Origin of the sequence: Dermacoccus abyssi (assembly GCF_003515945.1) — a bacterium.
Taxonomy (GTDB): domain Bacteria; phylum Actinomycetota; class Actinomycetes; order Actinomycetales; family Dermatophilaceae; genus Dermacoccus; species Dermacoccus abyssi.
The window spans coordinates 92867-111776 of record NZ_QWLM01000012.1 but is presented as its reverse complement, the minus strand read 5'-3'; the positions used below and the strand labels follow the sequence as shown (position 1 = coordinate 111776).

At 66.5% G+C, this 18910-nt stretch carries 17 protein-coding genes; 4 read left to right on the top strand and 13 right to left on the bottom strand.

What is annotated here, in order from left to right; genetic code table 11:
- Positions 1-266 precede the first annotated feature (266 nt).
- A complete protein-coding gene (locus D1832_RS10940) occupies positions 267-746 on the top strand; it encodes a GNAT family N-acetyltransferase (protein ID WP_118914022.1) in 480 nt (159 codons plus the stop codon).
- A gap of 446 nt (positions 747-1192) precedes the next feature.
- Here the strand turns inward: D1832_RS10940 and dnaB are convergent, their stop codons facing one another.
- From dnaB to D1832_RS10915, 3 genes are all read right to left on the bottom strand, one after another.
- Positions 1193-2578 (bottom strand): replicative DNA helicase, encoded by a 1386-nt coding sequence (gene dnaB, locus D1832_RS10935; protein ID WP_082128679.1) that lies wholly within the window; start codon positions 2576-2578, stop codon positions 1193-1195.
- Positions 2579-3652: 1074 nt separating this feature from the next.
- Complete coding sequence (locus tag D1832_RS10920; RefSeq protein ID WP_118913989.1) at positions 3653-4525, bottom strand: peptidoglycan DD-metalloendopeptidase family protein; 873 nt, start codon at positions 4523-4525, stop codon at positions 3653-3655.
- Between the two features lie 664 nt (positions 4526-5189).
- The gene (locus D1832_RS10915) at positions 5190-6269 is read right to left on the bottom strand and encodes a C40 family peptidase (protein ID WP_182434760.1); all 1080 of its coding nucleotides are present in this window, start codon (positions 6267-6269) and stop codon (positions 5190-5192) included.
- Positions 6270-6624: 355 nt separating this feature from the next.
- Between D1832_RS10915 and D1832_RS10910 the strand changes: the two genes are divergently transcribed.
- Positions 6625-7944, top strand: a complete 1320-nt coding sequence (locus tag D1832_RS10910; protein WP_118913985.1) for an MATE family efflux transporter — start codon at positions 6625-6627, stop codon at positions 7942-7944.
- Positions 7945-8027: 83 nt separating this feature from the next.
- On the top strand, positions 8028-8852 hold the full coding sequence (locus D1832_RS10905; protein WP_118913983.1) for a serine hydrolase: 825 nt from the start codon (positions 8028-8030) through the stop codon (positions 8850-8852).
- A gap of 174 nt (positions 8853-9026) precedes the next feature.
- Here D1832_RS10905 and rplI read toward each other — a convergent pair whose 3' ends face one another.
- From rplI to D1832_RS10875, 6 genes are all read right to left on the bottom strand, one after another.
- A complete protein-coding gene (rplI, locus tag D1832_RS10900) occupies positions 9027-9473 on the bottom strand; it encodes a 50S ribosomal protein L9 (RefSeq protein ID WP_047310889.1) in 447 nt (148 codons plus the stop codon).
- Positions 9474-9495: 22 nt separating this feature from the next.
- Positions 9496-9732: a 30S ribosomal protein S18 gene (gene rpsR, locus D1832_RS10895; protein ID WP_006944621.1), complete on the bottom strand. Its 237-nt coding sequence runs from the start codon at positions 9730-9732 to the stop codon at positions 9496-9498.
- Positions 9733-9859: 127 nt separating this feature from the next.
- The gene (locus tag D1832_RS10890; RefSeq protein ID WP_118913981.1) at positions 9860-10495 is read right to left on the bottom strand and encodes a single-stranded DNA-binding protein; all 636 of its coding nucleotides are present in this window, start codon (positions 10493-10495) and stop codon (positions 9860-9862) included.
- 33 nt (positions 10496-10528) lie between these two features.
- The gene (gene rpsF / locus D1832_RS10885) at positions 10529-10816 is read right to left on the bottom strand and encodes a 30S ribosomal protein S6 (RefSeq protein WP_047311233.1); all 288 of its coding nucleotides are present in this window, start codon (positions 10814-10816) and stop codon (positions 10529-10531) included.
- Positions 10817-11060: 244 nt separating this feature from the next.
- Positions 11061-12341, bottom strand: a complete 1281-nt coding sequence (locus D1832_RS10880; protein ID WP_147362684.1) for a hypothetical protein — start codon at positions 12339-12341, stop codon at positions 11061-11063.
- A 56-nt stretch (positions 12342-12397) separates the two neighbouring features.
- On the bottom strand, positions 12398-14767 hold the full coding sequence (locus D1832_RS10875) for a transglycosylase domain-containing protein (RefSeq protein ID WP_118913977.1): 2370 nt from the start codon (positions 14765-14767) through the stop codon (positions 12398-12400).
- A 108-nt stretch (positions 14768-14875) separates the two neighbouring features.
- Here D1832_RS10875 and D1832_RS10870 point away from each other — a divergent pair, with 108 nt between their 5' ends.
- On the top strand, positions 14876-15856 hold the full coding sequence (locus D1832_RS10870) for a GTP pyrophosphokinase (RefSeq protein ID WP_118913975.1): 981 nt from the start codon (positions 14876-14878) through the stop codon (positions 15854-15856).
- 353 nt (positions 15857-16209) lie between these two features.
- Here the strand turns inward: D1832_RS10870 and D1832_RS10865 are convergent, their stop codons facing one another.
- From D1832_RS10865 to D1832_RS10850, 4 genes are all read right to left on the bottom strand, one after another.
- Positions 16210-17256 (bottom strand): NAD(P)-dependent alcohol dehydrogenase, encoded by a 1047-nt coding sequence (locus D1832_RS10865; protein ID WP_118913973.1) that lies wholly within the window; start codon positions 17254-17256, stop codon positions 16210-16212.
- A 159-nt stretch (positions 17257-17415) separates the two neighbouring features.
- Positions 17416-17808, bottom strand: a complete 393-nt coding sequence (locus D1832_RS10860; protein ID WP_241510981.1) for a type II toxin-antitoxin system death-on-curing family toxin — start codon at positions 17806-17808, stop codon at positions 17416-17418.
- Complete coding sequence (locus tag D1832_RS10855; RefSeq protein ID WP_047310884.1) at positions 17805-18005, bottom strand: hypothetical protein; 201 nt, start codon at positions 18003-18005, stop codon at positions 17805-17807. The genes D1832_RS10860 and D1832_RS10855 overlap by 4 nt, the downstream gene beginning before the upstream one ends.
- Before the next feature lie 427 nt (positions 18006-18432).
- Positions 18433-18813 (bottom strand): VOC family protein, encoded by a 381-nt coding sequence (locus D1832_RS10850; RefSeq protein ID WP_082128678.1) that lies wholly within the window; start codon positions 18811-18813, stop codon positions 18433-18435.
- Positions 18814-18910: the final 97 nt, after the last annotated feature.

The window sequence follows — 18910 nt, the reverse complement described above, 5'->3', positions numbered from 1 at the left end:
TCTTTCGCGATCTGGGCGAGGGTGACGCCCGCTTCGCGGGCGCGGGCCACGCGCACGACATCGTCACGGAACTCCTGGGGGTAGGGCTTGGGCACGGTGATCATCCTTCCAGGCCAACCGGTGCGGTCAGCCAGGTTTGGTGTCACCTATCCGTTCAGCAGTCCCATTTGATCTACGTGTCCGGTCAGTACAGCTGGTTGCGCACACACATGCGCGGGCTCGGGAAGTTCGTGGCGCATCTCGGAGACTCATGGCAAGGTCCGAGCATGACTCGAGAGAGCGTGCGGCCACCTGCCGTGGTCCGCCCGGCAAGCACCGACGACGCCGACGCGATCACCGCCGTATTCCTGGCCTCCCGCGCAGCGGCGATGCCGTACCTGACCCGCCTGCATGACGATGACGAAACCCGCTGGTGGCTCACCCACGTCGTCATGCCCGAGTGTCAGGTCTGGGTCGCTCAGGAACTCGACGCGCCGCAGCTTCTCGGGTTCGTCGCAGTCAAGGACGACGTTCTCGAGCACCTCTACCTGTCCCCGGAGCATCGCCGACGCGGAATCGGCAGCCAGTTGCCCGAGCAGGCCTACCGGGCGAGCCCGGACCGGCTGACCCTGCGGGTCTTCACGCGAAACACCGACGCGCGCGCCTTCTACGAGCGGCACGGCTTCCAGCCCCTGGACGAGAACGACGGCAGCCGCAACGAAGAGAACGAGCCGGACATGACCTACGGCTGGACGCGGTACCGCTAACGAGACAGACCGGCGGCCGCACCTGTCCAGCGCGATGGTGGATGGGGCACCAGAAGGGTTGGCGCGATAGGCGACCAAGTGCGCTAGGCACCGCGAGTGAAGGGGATCTGCTCAGCATCCTGTCGATCCCGCGGGAGGTGAACCAGCACGACGTCTCAGCTCGTGAAGCGGAGGGGTCAGGTACAGGGTTGGCCCACACACAGCAAACACTGGCCAGTAACCCATGCGCTGAGAACTGTTCTCACGGCCCCCCTGTGATCCCGCGCGATTCTGAATACCGACCGCGTCAAGACGCGCAGGGAGAACCGTTCTCAGTGACGAATTGATTCACTACGACGCTCGTATCGTGAGATCCAACGGTCCTAGAGGGCCGAACATTGCGCAAGTCGGTCATACGTGCAATGTTCGCTGCATCTCGACAAATATCCCCAGATGCGCGGTTCCGATCAGAAGTTCTGGCCGCCCATGTCCTTGAAGCGCGACAGGTGGCCCTGGAAGGCGACGGTGATGTCCTTCGTTGCGCCGGCACGGTGCTTGGCGACGATGATGTCGGCCTCGCCGGGGCGCTGCGAGTCCTTGTCGAAGTAGTCGTCTCGGTGGAGCAGGATGACCATGTCGGCGTCCTGCTCGATCGAACCCGATTCACGCAGGTCCGACATCTGTGGACGCTTGTCGGTGCGCTGCTCCGGGCCACGGTTCAGCTGCGAAATCGCGATGACCGGAACCTCGAGCTCCTTCGCGAGCAGCTTGAGCGCACGTGAGAACTCCGACACCTCCTGCTGACGCGACTCGACGCGCTTGCCCGAACTCATGAGCTGCAGGTAATCGATCGCCAAGATCTTCAGGTTGTGCCGCTGCTTGAGGCGGCGCGCCTTCGCCCGAATCTCCATGAGCGACATGTTCGGCGAATCGTCGATGAACAGCGGCGCCTCGTTGATGCGCCCCATCGTCGTGGCGATCTTGACCCACTCGTCGTCGGTCATCGTGCCCTTGCGCATGTTCTGCATCTGGATACCCGCCTCGGCGGCCAGGATGCGCATGGTGATCTCCGTGCGCCCCATTTCCAGGGAGAAGAAGGCCGCGCAGTGCCCGTGCTGGATGGCCGCGTTGCGGATGAAGTCCATGCCCAGCGTGGACTTACCCATCGCCGGTCGCGCCGCGATGACGATCATCTGGCCCGCGTGCAGACCGTTCGTCAGTTCGTCGAAGTCGGCGAAGCCCGTGAGGATGCCGGCCGCCTGCCCGCCACCCTGAATCTGCTCGATCTCGTCGACCGTCAGCTCCAGCACGTCACCGAGCTGGACGTAGTCCTCACCGCCACGCTTGTCGGCGACCGCATAAACTTCTGCCTGCGCCGCGTTGACGATGTCCTCGACATCCCCGCCGTCATCGCCGTAGCCCATCTGCACGATGCGCGTACCCGCGTCGACGAGGCGACGCAGCACCGCTCGCTCCGCGACGATCTGCGCGTAGTACCCGGCGTTCGCCGCGGTCGGCACGCTCGAGATGAGCTGGTGCAGGTACGCCTGCCCACCGATGCGCCCGAGTTCGCCGCGCTTCGTCAGCTCGTCGGCGACGGTGATGGCGTCCACCGGCTCGCCGCGCCCGTACAGGTCGGTGATGGCGTCGAAGACGACCTCGTGCGCCGGACGGTAGAAGTCGACGCCCTTGACCTCTGCAATGACGTCGGCGATGGCGTCCTTGCTCAGCATCATGCCGCCGATGACGCTCTGCTCGGCCTGCAGATCCTGCGGCGGCAGCTTGCCGGGCGGCATCGCGTCGCCGGGTGCGTCGAACTCCGGCGGCGCCTCGTACGGCTCCAACTCGGCCATGCCGCCACTCCTCATCCCGGCGCGAACTCGCCGCGTCGCACTGCCCGTCGGTGCCACCTCGAGCGGCACAGAAGGCACCATCTCACTCAGCACCGACAACCGTACGGAGCAACCCCGTCCGTTCACCAACCGGCCTGTGGACAACGTTGTGCACAACGTGTTGGAAACGCCGTCCACCCCTGTGGGAAACACGGGCACAAGCCTGTGGACGAAACGAACCGACCCTCACGAAAACCCCGTCATGACGGCGCATTCTTCGTCCCCAGTCTGGGGACGAAAATTTCTTCCGTCCTGTGCGACAAGAAATATTGCCGTCCACAGGCGTTGGGATCGTTCACCGTACGATCAACAGCCGTTCGGGCCCCGTCCGCCCGACCTGGCTGGGCGAAATCACGACGTGAAATCGGCCTACGGGACGCGAAGGCGACGTGGTGGCGCCCCGGCTCGCGATGGTGCTCGCCGACGAACCCCGGACGCCGACCCGCGAAGCGAGCCTGCGTCCTTCGGCGACGAGCGGTTGGGGGCTGACGAACCGAGACGCCACCCTCACCAAATCAAGAAACCGACCGTGCAGCACGCTTCGACACGCAACCACCCGGCACAGACCGAAATCCGAGGCGACGCCGCCGCGCTCGGAGCACCGGGTCGGAGCTGGCCACCGGTAAAGCCCCGGCGGCCTTCGTCACCCCTTGAAGGACTCCACCGGTGGAACCGCCCGCAGACGGAACCAGCGCTGCGCGGCTTGCCGGGACGAGTCCGTCAACACCGTCCACCCACCTGCGTCCACGCCGCGGTGACGTGCCAGCGCGTCCAGCCCGTCCCGCACGAGCCACACGACCACAGAATCCGCACCCCGCACGGCAACGGTGTCCTCCACCGCCTGCGGTTAAAGGTCAAGCCAGGCTGCCAGCGCCTGCTCGCTCACCCCGAGCACCTCGACGTGACGACGCAACTGCTCACCGGTGACTTCACGTTCACGACTGTTCAACGACACGCCCCGACCCCTACGCTCGCGAACGCCGCCGGGCGCCTCTCCCAGTCGGAAGAGGCGCCCGTCGGTGAGCACACGGCGGGTCAGCCGTTGCGCGACATCGCGAGTGTGCCGGGCACGTACGACGTACCGAGCTCCTTCGACTCCGCGATCTTGATGCTCACGAAGTTGCGTCCGTCCACGATGCCCCAGTGCAGGTGCGGGCCGGTGGAGTTGCCCGTGTTGCCCGAGCGAGCGATCTGCTGACCCTGGACGACACGCTGACCGGGAACGACGTTCATGGACGACAGGTGCGCGTACTCCATCGCGTGACCGGAGGCGTCGCGGATGAGGATGGTGTTGCCGCCGCCGGTGTTGTACTCCGCCATGATGACGACGCCGGAGGCCGACGCGACGACGGGCGTCCCTGCGGGCACCGCGAAGTCAACGTGGTGCTTGTCGTTCCACTTGTAGTGGCTGGCCGAGCCGTACGGACCCTGCGAGATCGGCGCCGCGTAACCGCTCGGGAACGGCAGTTCGTAGGGGGCGTTCGGGCTCACGAGCGTCGGACGAGCAGCCTTGCGGGCCACCTTCTTCGACGAGCTCTTGGGCGTGCTCTTCTTGGCGGAAGCAGCATCCGTCTTGGCGAGCGCGTAGGTCGTGCGGACGCCGACAATGCCGTCGACGGCGAGGCCCTTGTCGGTCTGGAACGCCTTGACGGCGGTGAGCGTCTTCGGGCCGAAGACACCGTCGGCCGTGATGCCGAGCTTCTTCTGCACCGCGCGCACGACGGCGCCCTCGTCGCCGATGTTGACGACCGAGTCCTTCGAACCCGGCTTCGAGGCGGGCTTCGTCGACGTGGCGTTGAGAACGGACCAGGTCTTCGATCCGACGACACCGTCGGCGGAAAGGTTGTTGGCGCGCTGGAAGTCCTTGACCGCGGCGGTCGTGATGGGGCCGTAGATGCCGTCACGCACGAGCGCAGGCGGGCCTGGACCTGCGTCACGTCACCACCGCGAGCGCCGAACGCCACCGTCTTGGGGGTGTTACCGGCAGCTGCCTCGGCGGCCTTGTCGCCTTCGACGGCGAGAGCGGGGGCCGCCATGAGGGCTGCCGCACCGGTCGGAAGGGCCGCACTCACACCGAGCGCGACGGCGGAACGACCACTGCGCGCAGCTGCGGCACCGACACGAGCCGAGTCGAGGTAGCCGGCATGCGAGGAGAGATGCTTGGGCACGTACTTCGTCATGGCTTCTGCACTCCGTGAGTTCGTGGAGCGCACGGGCGAAGCCGACAACGCGCTCACAGGGATCTGAGGCCACGCTGAATGCGTGACATGACCGAGGATGCCCCACCGAATGAGCGCTTCAAAGCACGGAAAAAATTACACGCGTGTCGTTCAGAGCCGCCGTGATCTGCCCGTGATGACGGGAAATTCGGGCGAGTTGTCCGAGTTTTCGGGCAGCATGAATCGAACATCCTTTCGCTCTTCGAAAAAATGTTCGACAGAAAATTTCTTCTTCAAATTTGTCCACGATGTGGGACGGCGCTCAGCTCGTCGACCGTGTCAGCTTCCCCACTGCCGGTACCGAACCGATCCGAGCGCCATCCCCGTCACACCGCGGAGGCTTTTGGTGATCCCTACTTGATGACGCGTGCGTACCCCGACGGCGATCCGTAGACCTTGCGCATCGCAACCGGAACGCCCGGCTGCGACGAGTCGATCATCATGCCGTTCCCCACGTAGATACCGATGTGGTACGCCGGGTAACCCCAGAAGACGAGGTCACCGGGCTGCGGGTTGGAGACACGCGGGAAGTACGCCTGCTGCTGGGCCGCGGTACGCGGCATGTAGTAGCCGAAGTTCTTGAACACGTAGCTCGTCAGGCCGGAGCAGTCGAAGCCGGCAGGCGACGAACCGCCCCACACGTACGGCGTTCCCGTGAACGTCTGGGCGAAGGCGATGACCTGCGCCGCGGTACCCGTGGCCGGAGTACTCGGCACGGACGGCGTCGACACCGGCGGCGTCGGCTGCGGAGCGTTCGGGCCGACGCATCCGAGCTTCGTCCACGTGCGCGGGCCGACGATGCCGTCCGCGTACAGACCGGTTGCGCGCTGGAAGGCGAGCACCTTGGCCTTCGTGTTGGCACCGAACCAACCGTCCGTGGGCAGGCCGAGACGGTCCTGCAGCACCTTGACGAGCTGGCCCGAGTTGCCCATGCGCAACGTCGTCGACGTCGGCGAGCAGGCGGGGGTCGTGGTCGTCGGCACCGTGGGCGTCGTCGCGCCCGTGGTGGGCGTCGTCGGGCGCGTCGGTGTCGTCGGACGCGTCGGCGTGACGGCCGAGCCGCCTACCTTGGCCCAGGTGCGCGCTCCCACGATGCCGTCCGGCACGAGGCCGTTGGCGCGCTGGAACGTCTTGACCGCGCTCAGCGTGGCCGGACCGAAGATGCCGTCGGCGGTGACACCGACGCGGGCCTGAACGATCTTGACGGCGGCGCCGCGCGAGCCGTACGAGAGCGTCGGGCGGGGGGTGGAGGCGGAGCCGTTGGTGGTGTCGTCACCGGGCGCGGCGAGCGCCGGCGCGGCCGCCATCAGCGTGCCACCCGTCGGAATGGCGAGCGCAACACCGGCGCCGACGGCTTGCTTGACCGTCAGGCGCGGCAGCGCGGAGGTAGCGCGTTGGCGCCGCCTCATGTGCAAGGGAGCGTGGGTACTCAAATGAGCAGCCTTCCTAGGTGAAGTCGTCACGACGTGCACACCCCCGACGTCTCGGACGTCGGGTGCGTGCGCACGTCACTGCCACACCCCTGCCAGCCCCCGCTCACAAAGGTGCTCGTTTACTGTGCCTGACCGGACCCTGTGAAGAAAGTGAAAGTTGCCGACACGCAGAGGTGGATGCTTGACTCGTCGAGCAGGATGCGCGTAAAAGCACCGCGCTGTGAATCACCTAATCGTGCGTGGTTCTGCAGAATTTCGGCCCGTATCAGATACAGGTCGAACGTCATGGAAGGCGCGCCGACACACCGCGAAAAAATGTGTGGTGCATCTCGCATCGTGAGACGTTAGGAGCCGTGTGACGCACCCCATCGCTCGACTCGCGGTGCCTGCGTTCTTCACCCTGATCGCAGAGCCCCTGTTTCTCCTCACCGATTCGGTCGTCGTGGGGCGCCTTGGAACGTCGGCGCTCGCCGCGCTCGGAGCCGCGAGCGCGATCCTCCTCACCGCCACCGGCATCTTCGTCTTCCTCGCCTATGCGACGACCGCCGTCGTGGCACGACACCTCGGCCGCGGCCACCAGGACGACGCCGTCCAGGCCGGCCTCGACGGTGTCTGGTTGGCCCTCGCTCTCGGCCTGCCGCTGTCCGCCGTCACCGCAGTCCTCGCCCGTCCCGCAGCACGCGCCATGAGTGGCTCGGGTGGGGCTGACGTGGTCGACCAAGCCACGACCTACCTCCAGATCAGCTCCGTCGGCATCCCGGCCATGCTCATCGCCCTCGCGGCACAGGGCCTTCTCCGGGGCCTCCAGGACACGAAGACGCCTCTGTGGGTGACCGGCATCGGTTTTGCGGTCAACGCCGCTCTCAACGCCTTTCTCGTCCTCGTGGTCGGCTGGGGGCTGGCCGGTGCCGCCGCGGGAACGGTGGTTGCACAGTGGCTCATGGCCCTGGCGCTACTCGTCTCCATCGTGCGCCGCACCCGCCACCTCGACCTGCGTCCCCATCCCGCCCGCGTCCTGACGGCTGCCCGCTTCGGCGCGCCGCTGCTCGTGCGCACGGTGGCGCTGCGCGCCGTCCTGCTGCTGACGACGGCGGCGGCCGGCGCGTTCGGTGCCACGACGCTGGCCGCGCACCAGGTCGCGATGACGATCTTCACCTTCCTCACCTTCGCCCTCGATGCCATTGCCATCGCCGCGCAGGCACTCATCGGGGAGTCGCTCGGGCGCGGCGACCACGACGAGACGCGCGAGCTCTCGGCCGTCATCACCCGCTGGGGCTGGTACAGCGGTGCCGCAGCGGGCCTGCTGACACTCGCCGCCGCGTGGCCCCTGCCCCACCTGTTCTCCGACGACCCCTCGGTGTTGCGCGCGACCACGGGCGCCCTGGTCGTCATCGCCCTCGTCCAACCGGTCGCGGGGGTCCTCTTCGTCCTCGACGGCGTCCTCATGGGGGCCGGAGACGGCCCATTCCTCGCCAAGGCACAGGTCGCCCTCCTGCTCGCCTACCTCCCGGTCCTGGGCGTGCTCATGCTCGCCGACGAGTGGCTGGAGGGGCTGGACGTCGCGGCGCCGCTGACCGCTCTGTGGGTCTGCTACTCGCTCTACCTGACGGCTCGCTGCGTCGTGCTGGATCGTCGCCGCCGCGTGGACGCGTGGATGGAACTGGCTGTTCCGTGACCGAATCGACATGCCGAAGTCGACAGAACGACGCTTGCCTGCACGTACCCTGAGAGCCACACCACAGAAGTTCGGGAGGCCAGATGGCTCGTGTCGGAAAGCATCATGAAACCCCCAAGGGGTGCACTCGACGAGGCGTCGTCCTGGGCGCCGGTGGCGCCGGCGCGGCTCTCGCGCTGCCGAGTCTCGTCGGCGCAGCTGAGGCCTCTGCCACCACCGTGGGCCTTCGCGACAAGATCTACGCCATCGATGCGGCGACGACCGGAACCCTGTCGGTCGCCGTCTACGATCGCCGCTCCGGCCGGTTCTGGCAGTACAGCGCGGGAGTGCGCAACGAATGCGCCAGCATCGTCAAGGTGCTCATCCTCGCCACGGTGTGTGACCGTGCTCAGCGCCTCGGGCGCGCCCTGACGGCGTGGGAGAAGTCGCAGGCGAGCATCATGATCCGCTACAGCGACAACAACGCTGCGACGAACCTGTGGAAGAGCGTCGGCGGCGCGCCGGCCGTTCAGGCCATGGCCACGAAGCTGCGCATGTACCAGACGGTGACGAACAAGGCCTGGGGCCTGACGACGACGTCCGCCTACGACCAGATGGTGCTCATGGACGAGATCTTCTGGTTCGGTCGGGTGCTCAACAGCACCAACCGCGGCTACATCAGCACGCTCATGGGTCAGGTGACCTCCGGCCAGCGCTGGGGTGTCGGCACGTACGGCACCTCCCAGGTCAAGAACGGGTGGCTGCCCTACAACGGTCAGTGGCGCATCAACAGCGTCGGCCACGTCGGTGGCTACGGACGCAACCACACGCTCGCCATCCTGCAGCGCACCCCCACGATGGCCATCGGTACGAGCGTGGCCAACCGCGTCGCGAAGACGATGTGGGATCACCTCGCGACGCCACTGTGACAGTCCTCGAAGTGTGACGGCGAAGGCCCCGTGGACATCCGAGGAGGATGTGCCGGAGCCTTCGCCATGCGTCCGCCAGATCGAACGTCGTCGAGGACAGTTCTGCCCACGACATGCAGAAGCTCCCACCCTCGCCAGGAGGGTGGGAGCTTCTGCGTGGTCTACGCGAACGCGTCAGGCGCGCGCGACGTTCAGCTTGACCGTCGCCTGAACCTCCGGGTGGAGGCGGACGAGGACGCTGTGGTCGCCGAGCGAGCGGATCGGGGTGGTGATCTCGATCTTGCGCTTGTCGACGGAGCCGGCGCCGGCTTCCTTGATGGCGTCGGCGATCTCGTGCGTGGTCACGGCGCCGAAGAGGCGACCGTTCTCACCGGAGCGCGCCTTCAGCGTCACCTTGGCGTTCTCGAGGTTGCCCTTGATGGACTGAGCCTCTTCGAGCGTCTTGACGGCGCGGGACTCGCGAGCCTTCTGGATGGAGTCGACCTGCTTCTGGCCGCCCTTCGTCCATTCGGTGGCGAGGTTGTTCGGCAGGAGGTAGTTGCGGGCGAAGCCGGGCTTGACGTCGACGACGTCACCGGCCGTGCCGAGCTTGGAAACCTCGTGCGTCAGGATGACCTTCATGATGGTGTTCCTTTCCGCCTGATCAGCGAGCCGAGCTCGAGTACGGCAGCAGGGCCATCTCGCGGGCGTTCTTGACGGCGTTGGCGATGAGGCGCTGCTCCTGGACGGAGACGCCCGTGACGCGACGCGCACGGATCTTGCCGCGGTCGGAGATGAACTTGCGCAGCAGGGCTGCGTCCTTGTAGTCGATGTTCTCGACCTTCGCCGCCTTCAGCGGGTTGGCCTTCTTCTTGGGCTTACGCACAACGGGCTTTGCCATCGTGGTGCTCTCCTTCTATGAGAGCCCGAGTGGGTGACTCGGGATAGCGAGTGTCTTGTTTCGCCTCGGCCGTCGGCCGGTGCGAGGTGGGTCGTGACGAATCACGACCGGTGTGAGGAGGAGCCGATCAGAACGGGGGCTCGTCGTAGGACGGGCCGGTGGACCAGCCACCATTGCCGTCCTGCTGACCGCCGGCGTTGCCCTGACCACCCTGCTGGCCGCCGGTGCTGCCACCGGTTGCCCACGGGTCGTCGTTGGGGCTGCCACCGAAGTTGCCGCCCTGCTGGCCGCCACCGAAACCACCACCGTTGCCGCCCTGCTGGCCGCCGAAGTTGCCCTGGGAGACGTTGCCGCCCCCCTGGCCTCCTCCGAAGCCGCCGCCGGGGCCGCCGGAGCGCTGGGTCTTGTTGACCTTCGCCGTGGCGTAACGCAGCGAGGGGCCGATCTCGTCGACCTCGAGCTCGGTCGTCGTGCGCTTCTCGCCTTCCTTCGTCTCGTACGAACGAGACTTCAGTCGGCCGGTGACGACGACGCGAGTGCCGCGCTGCAGGGACTCGGAGACGTTCTCCGCCGCTTCGCGCCAGATGGAGCAACGCATGAAGAGGGTCTCGCCGTCCTTCCACTCGTTCGACTGACGGTCGAACTGGCGGGGGGTCGAGGCCACGGTGAAGTTGGCGACCGCTGCCCCGTTCGGCGTGTACCGAAGCTCGGGGTCGGCGGTGAGGTTGCCGATCACGGTGATGTTGACGTCGCCTGCAGCCATGGGTGGTTCCTCCTACTTAAGTGTGGGGAGTTCTCAGGCGTCCTTGCGCAGGATCTTGGTGCGCAGGATGGACTCGTTGAGGCCCAGCTGGCGGTCAAGCTCTGCGGCGGTGGCCGGGGTGGACGTGAAGTCGACCACGACGTAGATGCCTTCGGACTTCTTCTTGATGTCGTACGCCATGCGACGACGGCCCCAGGTGTCGACGTTGTCGACGGTGCCACCGTCCTTCGTGACGACGGTGAGGAACTTCTCCAGCGAGGGCTGGACCGTACGCTCGTCGAGCTCGCCGTCGAGGATGATCATCATCTCGTAGTGACGCATGCGGTAACCCACCTCCTTTGGTCTAAAGCGGTCACGGTCTCTCCGTGACAGGAGGGTTGCAGCGTTGCTCGCCCTCACCGCCTCCTGGCCCGATCGTGCTCGTCGTGAGCGCTTTCGAAAAGAAAGTGGCGTCCACGGGTTGTGGACAAGAGGGCGTAAGCCTCTCAAGACTACCCGTTGCCGTCACGACGGACGAAATCTGTGGACGACTGCCCATGAGTCGGTGCGTCGGCTCGGGCGGCGATCACTTCGCCCGGCGGGCGGGGCCGGCCACGGAGTCGATGCAGGCTCGCACGAGGAAGAGAACGGCGATGAGCCGCACGGCGACGAAGACCGCGAACCACTCCTGCGGCAGCGCCTTGGCCGAGTTCGAGGAACGCGCGATGAAACCCCACACGACGACGAAGTAGGCGAACTCTGCTCCCGCCCACGCGAGGTGGTCGCGCCAACGAATCGCGCACAGGGCGACGAGCGGAAGCACCCACAGAGCAGCCTGCACCGGCAGCGCCCGCGAGGTGAGCATGACGACGACGAGCATGAGCAGCGCGACGGCCGCGGGCGTCATCGTCTCGTCGCGGCTCGCGAGAAGCCAGCCGAGACCGATGGCGAGGATCCAGCCGATGACAGCGAGCGCCGTCAGGGACGTGGGCGAGAGGGTGAAGCCGGCGAACGAGAAGATCTGCCACAACGAGCCGTACGACGCGCCCTGAGCCTTCCACGTCGTGAAGGACGCGAACGGGTTGGCCCCGGAGATCAGCATGAGACCCCCGACGACGGCGAACGTCACGGCTGCGCCGAGAGCGACGCCGGCCAGATCGCGGGTGCGCCGACGAGCCAGAGCCACGAGGATGACGGCGAGCAACACGGTGCCCAGCGCGGGCCTGGTGAGAAGCGCTGCGGCGAGCAACCCGCCACTCAGCGCCGCCCGGTTGCGGCTCCAGGCCCACAGCCCGGCCGCAACGAGCAGCACGGCGAACGCGTCGAACGAGATGAGAGCCGTCGTGATGAGGACGGGCGAGAGGGCAACGTGCGCAGCAGCCCACGGTCCCTTCGGCAGCGACGCCGCGGTGAAGCAGACGGCGAGGGCGATGAGCAGGGCGATGAGCGCTGCGCCCCAGGCGAACATGCCCTGCTGCTGACGCAGCTGCGAACCACCGGGCACGAGGATCCTCACAATCCAGGTGATGGCCGCGGTCAGCGGTGGCTGCCCCGCACTCCCCGGTGACGACCACGGCGTGCTGCCTGCGTCACCCGCAACGGCCACGGGGAGATCCGAGTAACAGGCGCGCCACAACGATCCGGGCGTGGCCCAGCCCGTCGAGACACAGTGGTTCTTCTGGAGCACGCCAAGCGCGACGAAGACCGAGCTGAGCGCAGACAGAACCGCCGCAGCGGGCCGCCATCCGCGCACCCCCGGCACGGCGTGACGCCCGAGCGGGCCTCCGATGACGTGCGAAGCCGCTGCGACGACGGAGTCGGTGCTCGAGGGCATCGCGGCGCGCCGCGGCACACGCTGAGGACGCATGCTCTGCCTCTGCGCACCTGAACCCATGGGCCCAACCCTAGAGCGTGGCCGCTAGGTCACGGAGCCGAGGTGAGGGAACCACTCGGTGTCGGCGTCGGGCTCGGCGGAGAACTCGACGTTGGCCGCGGCGTCGACGGCCTGGGACGCGACGTACTCGAGGAACTACTCGGGGACGAACTCGACGAACTGGGCAGCTTGCTGGAGCTGCTCGAGGACGACTCCGGGGAGTCGCTCGTCTCCGGCGAGGGCGACGACTTCGAGGACGTGCTGCGCTCCGGGTAGGGCGTCGGTGCCGTTGACGGGGGCACGTAGGTGCTGCTCGGCAGAGGATCCTGGGTCTGCGGCTTGTCCTGGTTGTAGTACGAGCGCTCCGGCAGCTTCGTGACCTCCTGGCCCTCGAGCGCGGCCTTCATGAAGTCGACCCACACCTTGCGCGGAAGGCCGGCACCGTAGACGTCTGCCGGCGGGATTCCGGGCAGGTTCTGCATGGGCTTCGCCGTGCGTCCGTCCTCGCTGTAGTACATGCCGACGGACGTGGTGAGCTGGCCCGGCGTGAAGCCGTTGAACCAGATGTACTTGTTGCCCGTCGCGGTACCCGTCTTCGCGGCCAACGGACGGTTCAGCTGGTACTGCGTGCCGGCGGCCGTTCCGTAGACGCCGGTCTTGCCCAGAGCCCACGTGACGTCGTCGGCGATGCCCTTGTCATAGGCCTGCTCGCCCTCGACCTTCACGTCGTAGCTGTAGCTCTCGTCGTACGTGCGCACCTTCGAGATGAGGTAGCGGTCGTAGCGCTTTCCGCCGGAGTTGAGCGTGTTGTAGCCCGTGGCCTGGTCGACGACGCGGCTGTCACCGGTACCGAGGACGTTGAGGATCTCCTTGGTGTCGTTCATGCCACCGAGGGTCTTGGGCATGCCCGAATCCTGTGCGGCCTTGAGGGTCTTCTCCGGGCCGATGTCCTGGTTGAGCCGCACGAACGCCGTGTTGATCGAGTACGCGAGCATGTTCGTGATCGGCTGGAAGCCGTACGACTTGTTGTGGTCGTTCTGCACGAACGAGTTCGGCCCGAGCCGCATGTAGTTGTTGCCGTTGTACCGCGTGTCGATGGTCTTGCCGTCGCGCAGCGCAGCGATGGCTGCGTAGAGCTTCATCGTCGAGGCACTCTGCAGCATCGAGCGGTCGGCGTCGGAGTAGGGCGCCTTGACGGGGTCGTAGTCGGCTCCGCCGTACATGGCGACGACGGCACCGTTGTTCGCCTTCTCCGCGACGAGACCCGTGTGCAACTTGCCCTGCAACACGACAGGCGTGTGGGCCTCGACGGCGCGGACGGCGGCGTCCTGGGTGCGCTTGTCGATCGTCGTCGTGATGCGCAGACCGCCACGGTCGATGTCGGTGGTCGAGAGCTTGAGCTTGCGCGACAGCTCCTGACGCACCGATGCGACGACGTACCCCTCGGGTCCGTCGGCGTACTTGACGGGCTCACGCTTGTAGAACGTGGGCATCGTCGCCTTGGAGCGTTCCGCCTCCGAGAGCCACCCCATGCTCACCATGCCGTTGAGCGTGTACGCCATACGCGCGTTGGCGCGCTTCTCGGAGTTGGGACCGACCGTCGGATCCATGTTCTCCGGGTTGTTGACCACCGACGCGAGGAAGGCGCCCTCGACCGGCGTCAGCTTCGAGACGTCCTTGTGGAAGTAGGACTTGGCCGCAGCCTGGACGCCGTACGCGCCACGTCCGAAGTAGACGTTGTTGAGGTAGGCCTCCAGGATCTGGTTCTTGCTCATCTCCTGGTCGACCTTGAGGCTGATGACGACCTCTTTGACCTTGCGGGTAATCGTCTTGTCCTGGGTGAGGAAGTAGTTCTTGACGTACTGCTGCGTCAGGGTCGAACCACCCTGACTGCCGCTTCCCTCACCCTTGAAGTTGTTGATGAACGCTCGGGCGATGCCCTTCGGTGAGATGCCTCGGTTCGAATAGAAGCTGCGGTCCTCCGCAGCGATGAAGGCGCGCTGGACGTGCTCGGGCACCTTCTCGATGGCAACGGGATCGCGGTTCGTCGTGGTGAAACGACCCATCTCCGTCTTGCCGTCGGCGTAGTAGACGACAGAGACGGACTGGGTGGCCTGCGCGTTGGCCTTGGGAATGTCGATGGCCATGTAGAGAACGACGAAAGCCAGGACGGCGAGCAGGAACAGGCTGGCGAAGCCGATGAGAGCACCGCGCAGGATGCGCACCGGCATCGAGCGCTTGGACGCCTTGGCGCGGCGGGAGGCGATCCACCCGGCCGCAGCGCTCTTCGAGGAACCCTTCGAAGGAGCCTGCGGCTTCCTGCCTCCGGCGGCGGGGCGACCACCCGCGTTACCGCGCCCCTGGCCCGACTCATTGACCACGTACTTGCCTCGCTTCGTGCGGCGCGAGCCTCGGAGCACGCGCGGATATTACCTTCCAGGGTACCGACTGTCTCCGACATCGCCTTCCCACCGATTCGAAACCCGCACCTCCCGACAGCCGTCGGTCGTTTCTGTTTGGATTCCCCCATGAGCCGCAAGTCACTGCAGCGAGCGAACGCGACGTACGCGTCCCGTCACCCTCGTACCGTGCGGCGCACCGACGAAACGGTGCGCCGCATCCGCGCGATCGTCGACGACGCCGGCATCAACTACCTGTCGGTGACGGGTCGCGCGAAATCTCCTGCGTCCTTCTCCGCCAAGGTGGTTCGCCGCGCGGAGCAGCTGGGTCACACCGATTTCGACCCGCTCGTCGAGATCACCGACCAGGTGGGCGTGCGCATCGTGACGTACACGCTCAGCGACATCGAGCCGGTCGCCCAGTTGCTCGGCGACCACTACACCGTCCTCGAGGATCGCGACATGGGACGCGAAACCGCGAGCGAGGGACGGTTCGGGTACGCGAGTCGTCACATGCTGATCTCGACCGACACCGACGCGACGGGGTACGAGGCGTCGAAGTGCGTCTCGGTGCAGTTGCGCACGGTGCTGCAGCACGCGTGGGCCGAGTTCGAGCACGACGCGCGGTACAAGGGTGAGGTGCCGAGCGAGCACGCTTCGGAGCTGGACCGCCGCTTCACACTGGCGGCAGGGCTCATCGAGTTGGCCGACCGGGAGTTCTCGGTCATCCGCGACACCTTGGCGTCGGGGGTGCGTGAGCGCGACTTCGACGATGCCGGTGGGCGCATCGACCCGCGCGAGCTCGCGTCGTTCCTCGCAGGCCGCTACGCCGATTCGCGCTTCTCCCGCGTCGATCACTACGTCGACACGGCCGACTTGCTGACGGAACTCGGCGTCGAGTCGATCCACGACCTGCGCGTGGAGTTGCAGGGTGTCTCGTCCGAGCGGGTGTCCCGTGCGATGGGCTACAGCTTCCCGCCCGGTGCGGTGCGCCGGCTCGAGGACGACCTGCTGGCTCGGTTCCGGGAGCGCTTCGTCGAGCTGCCGGGCAACGCCGAGCGTCAGGATTCGCTGCGCGGCCGCCTGCAGCGCCTCGGCAACCTGTCGTAGGGACGGTGTCAAGGCCCCCGACGCATCCGGTGCAGTTATCTCGATCTGGCGGCGATATATCGCGGCCAGATCGACACAAGTGCACCGGCTAGAGGCGCGCCACGCACCTCAGCCGACTACCGAGCAGCCCCCGGCCAGGTCACGAAGCCGAGACACTCCCCCTCAACAGCACCACGCTGAAAGCGGACTCCGCACCGACGACGAACCCCGTCAGACCTCCGAGCTTGCGAGGAGGCCTGACGGGGTTCGTCGGAGCGTGCGGCCCGAAGCCCTGTCGCACCGAGCTGGCTCACTGACGACGCGAGCCTGCGAGCGCCGTCAGTGAGCCAGCCGGAAGACGGGGCAAGGGAGAATCAAAACGTCTTGGCGTCGATCACGAACCGGTACTTCACGTCGGATCGGACGACGCGGTCGTAGGCCTCGTTGATGGTGTCGGCGTTGATGAGTTCGATTTCGGCGGTGACGTCGTGCTCGGCGCAGAAGTCGATCATCTCCTGCGTTTCGCGGATGCCGCCGATGTTGGAGCCGGTGACGGACTTGCGGCCGAGGATGACGTTGGCCGCGTTGAACTCGAGGTTGTCCATGGGCAGGCCGAGCATGACGAGGGCGCCGTGGGGGCGCAGCGCGGCGAGGTAGTGGCGCACGTTGATGGGTGCGGACACGGTGTTGAGGATGACATCGAATTCGCCGCGACGCTTCTTGACGGCGTCGGGGTCTTCGGCCGTCGCGATCCAGTCGGTGGCGCCGTAGCGGCGTCCGTCCTCTTCCTTGGAGCGGGTCTGGGAGATGACGGTGACGTCGGCGCCCATGGCCTTGGCGAGCTTGACGGCGACGTGGCCGAGCCCGCCCATCCCGACGACGGCGACCTTGGAGCCTTCCTTGACGCCCCAGGTGCGAAGCGGCGAGTAGGTGGTGATGCCGGCGCACAGCAGCGGGGTGGCGGCTGCGGCGTCGAGGCTTTCGGGGATGTGGATGGCGAAGGCTTCGGAGACGACGATCTGCGTCGAGTAGCCGCCGGCGGTGGGCGTGCCGTCGAAGCGGTCGATGCCGTTGTAGGTGCCGACGGAGTTCGGGCAGTTGTTCTCCTCGCCGGCGAGGCACCACTCGCACTCGCGGCAGGAGTCGACGAGGCAGCCGACGCCGGCGCGCTCGCCGACGGTGAACTTCGTGACGTCGGAGCCGACCTCGGTGACGCGACCGATGATCTCGTGGCCGGCCACCATCGGGAAGGTGATCTCCCCCCACTCCTCGCGCACGGTGTGGATGTCGGAGTGGCAGATTCCCGCGAACTCGATTTCGATGCGGACGTCGTCGGGACGCAGGTCTCGGCGCTCGACGGTGCCCTTCTCGAGGGGGGCGTCGGCGGCAACGGCCTGGTAGCAGGCAACGGTGTTCGTCATGCTTGCTACGCTACGCCGACCGGGGGTGAGAAGCATTCCCATCAGCGGTGCGTGTTCCTCGCGCGGTCAGGCGTGGGGTTCCGGCCGGAAGTCCCGACGTCGGGAGTTTTGCAGCCCCGTGGGAGGGGATCAGCGGCAGAACTCCCGACGTCGGGAGTTCTACTCGTTCAGAGGGGAACAGAGGCCTTGGAGGCGCTCGGCGATGTCGGCAAGCTCGCGCAGGTGCCCCTCGGCGACGTCGAGGATGAGTCGATACCTGTCGTCGTCGGTTCCTTGGAGATGCTGACCGTTGAAGGCAAGGAACAACCACACCGCACCGAGCGACGAACGCTTGTTTCCGTCGACCAGCGCGTGGTTCGTCACGAGGGAGTGCAAGAGCGCAGCGGCCTTCGAGAACAGGCCGGGGTAGACGTCTTCACCGAAGACAATGGCCCGCGGTCGATTCAACGCTGAGTCCACCAGCCCCCAGTCGCGGATCTGAGGCACGGCTTCGAGAGCTACCTCGCTGGCGGCGAGGAAGTCGTCCATCGAGAGGAAGCGAAAGCCGCTCACGAGTCGCGCAGACGGTCGAGCACGGCACGGTTCTCGCGGGAGAACTGCTCCAGCAAACGATCGCGCTGCTCGCGACGACGCAAGGAGTACTCCTCGACCGCCCGCACAGCGGCGGCCTGCATCGAGAGACCGTCCTGGTCCGCGGCAGCACGAAGAGCCTCGGTCTGTTCATCGGTCAACCGCAGTGTCATAGCCATGTCCTGATGGTATCGCCGTGATACCACGCTGAGAAGAGTGCGCCGCCATGGCCGCTTCAACGGAAGGATTCCGCTTGCACGCAAGCACGGGGCTTGGGCGCCGGAAGGGAGGATCTCACACCTTCTGGCGGTTGAGAGGGGTGGTCAGCGCTCGTGCCGCTTGCGGACCGTCAGCGCGGCCAGTGGTTCAGTCGATTCACAGCCATCTGCCATGCCCCCAAGCCCTGGGAAAGCAGGTCCGGTCGTCACCGGCTCGCCCTGGCCCCGGAACTCGCTTCCTGCGGGAGTGCTGCCGACCACGGATCCGGCAGCGCGAGTAGCCGCCGTACCTCATCCGCATGAACTCGGCGGCGCCCACTTCTGAAACGATCCCCGAGGGCACCTCCTCGTCGAAGCACTTTCCGCTGTCGGGGTCGACCGACTCACGTCACCGTTCGGCATAGCTCACGATGCAGAACTCGTTGCCCTCCGGGTCGCACATCGTGAGCACTGACCCTTCGTCATAGTCGTGACGCACGCCGGCCCAGGAACCGCCTAGCGCCTCGATCCGTCTACGGGCCTCTTCGACGTCACCGACGGAGACGTCGAGATGGATCCTCACCTTTCCCGCTCGAGCCTCCGGGACCGCCTGGAAGGTCAAGCGTGGCGCGGTATCGTGCCGAGAACCGACGCTGGCCCAGCCGGGCGCGTCCATCTCCGCCGTTCGGGGCCGACCCAGCAGGTCACTCCAGAATCGGGCCAGCCGCGCGGGGTCGACGCAATCGATGGTCACTCCGGTCCACGAGGCGTTCGTGCGTTCGTCACTCACCAGTCGATGATGCCCGACCCCAGGCGAGAGGACACCGTCGTCGTCGATGGGATGGTCGATCTGCTGTCGATTCGCGCACTCTGCGGCGCGAATCGGC

Excerpts from the sequence above, each read along its gene's own strand:
- D1832_RS10890 (WP_118913981.1), bottom strand. The coding sequence starts at position 10,495 with ATGGCTGCAGGCGACGTCAACATCACCGTGATCGGCAACCTCACCGCC.
- rplI (WP_047310889.1), bottom strand. The coding sequence starts at position 9,473 with ATGAAGGTCATCCTGACGCACGAGGTTTCCAAGCTCGGCACGGCCGGT.
- D1832_RS10905 (WP_118913983.1), top strand. The coding sequence starts at position 8,028 with ATGGCTCGTGTCGGAAAGCATCATGAAACCCCCAAGGGGTGCACTCGA.
- D1832_RS10870 (WP_118913975.1), top strand. The coding sequence starts at position 14,876 with ATGAGCCGCAAGTCACTGCAGCGAGCGAACGCGACGTACGCGTCCCGT.
- dnaB (WP_082128679.1), bottom strand. The coding sequence starts at position 2,578 with ATGGCCGAGTTGGAGCCGTACGAGGCGCCGCCGGAGTTCGACGCACCC.
- D1832_RS10855 (WP_047310884.1), bottom strand. The coding sequence starts at position 18,005 with ATGGCTATGACACTGCGGTTGACCGATGAACAGACCGAGGCTCTTCGT.
- rpsF (WP_047311233.1), bottom strand. The coding sequence starts at position 10,816 with ATGCGTCACTACGAGATGATGATCATCCTCGACGGCGAGCTCGACGAG.
- D1832_RS10940 (WP_118914022.1), top strand. The coding sequence starts at position 267 with ATGACTCGAGAGAGCGTGCGGCCACCTGCCGTGGTCCGCCCGGCAAGC.
- D1832_RS10865 (WP_118913973.1), bottom strand. The coding sequence starts at position 17,256 with ATGACGAACACCGTTGCCTGCTACCAGGCCGTTGCCGCCGACGCCCCC.
- D1832_RS10880 (WP_147362684.1), bottom strand. The coding sequence starts at position 12,341 with ATGCGTCCTCAGCGTGTGCCGCGGCGCGCCGCGATGCCCTCGAGCACC.
- rpsR (WP_006944621.1), bottom strand. The coding sequence starts at position 9,732 with ATGGCAAAGCCCGTTGTGCGTAAGCCCAAGAAGAAGGCCAACCCGCTG.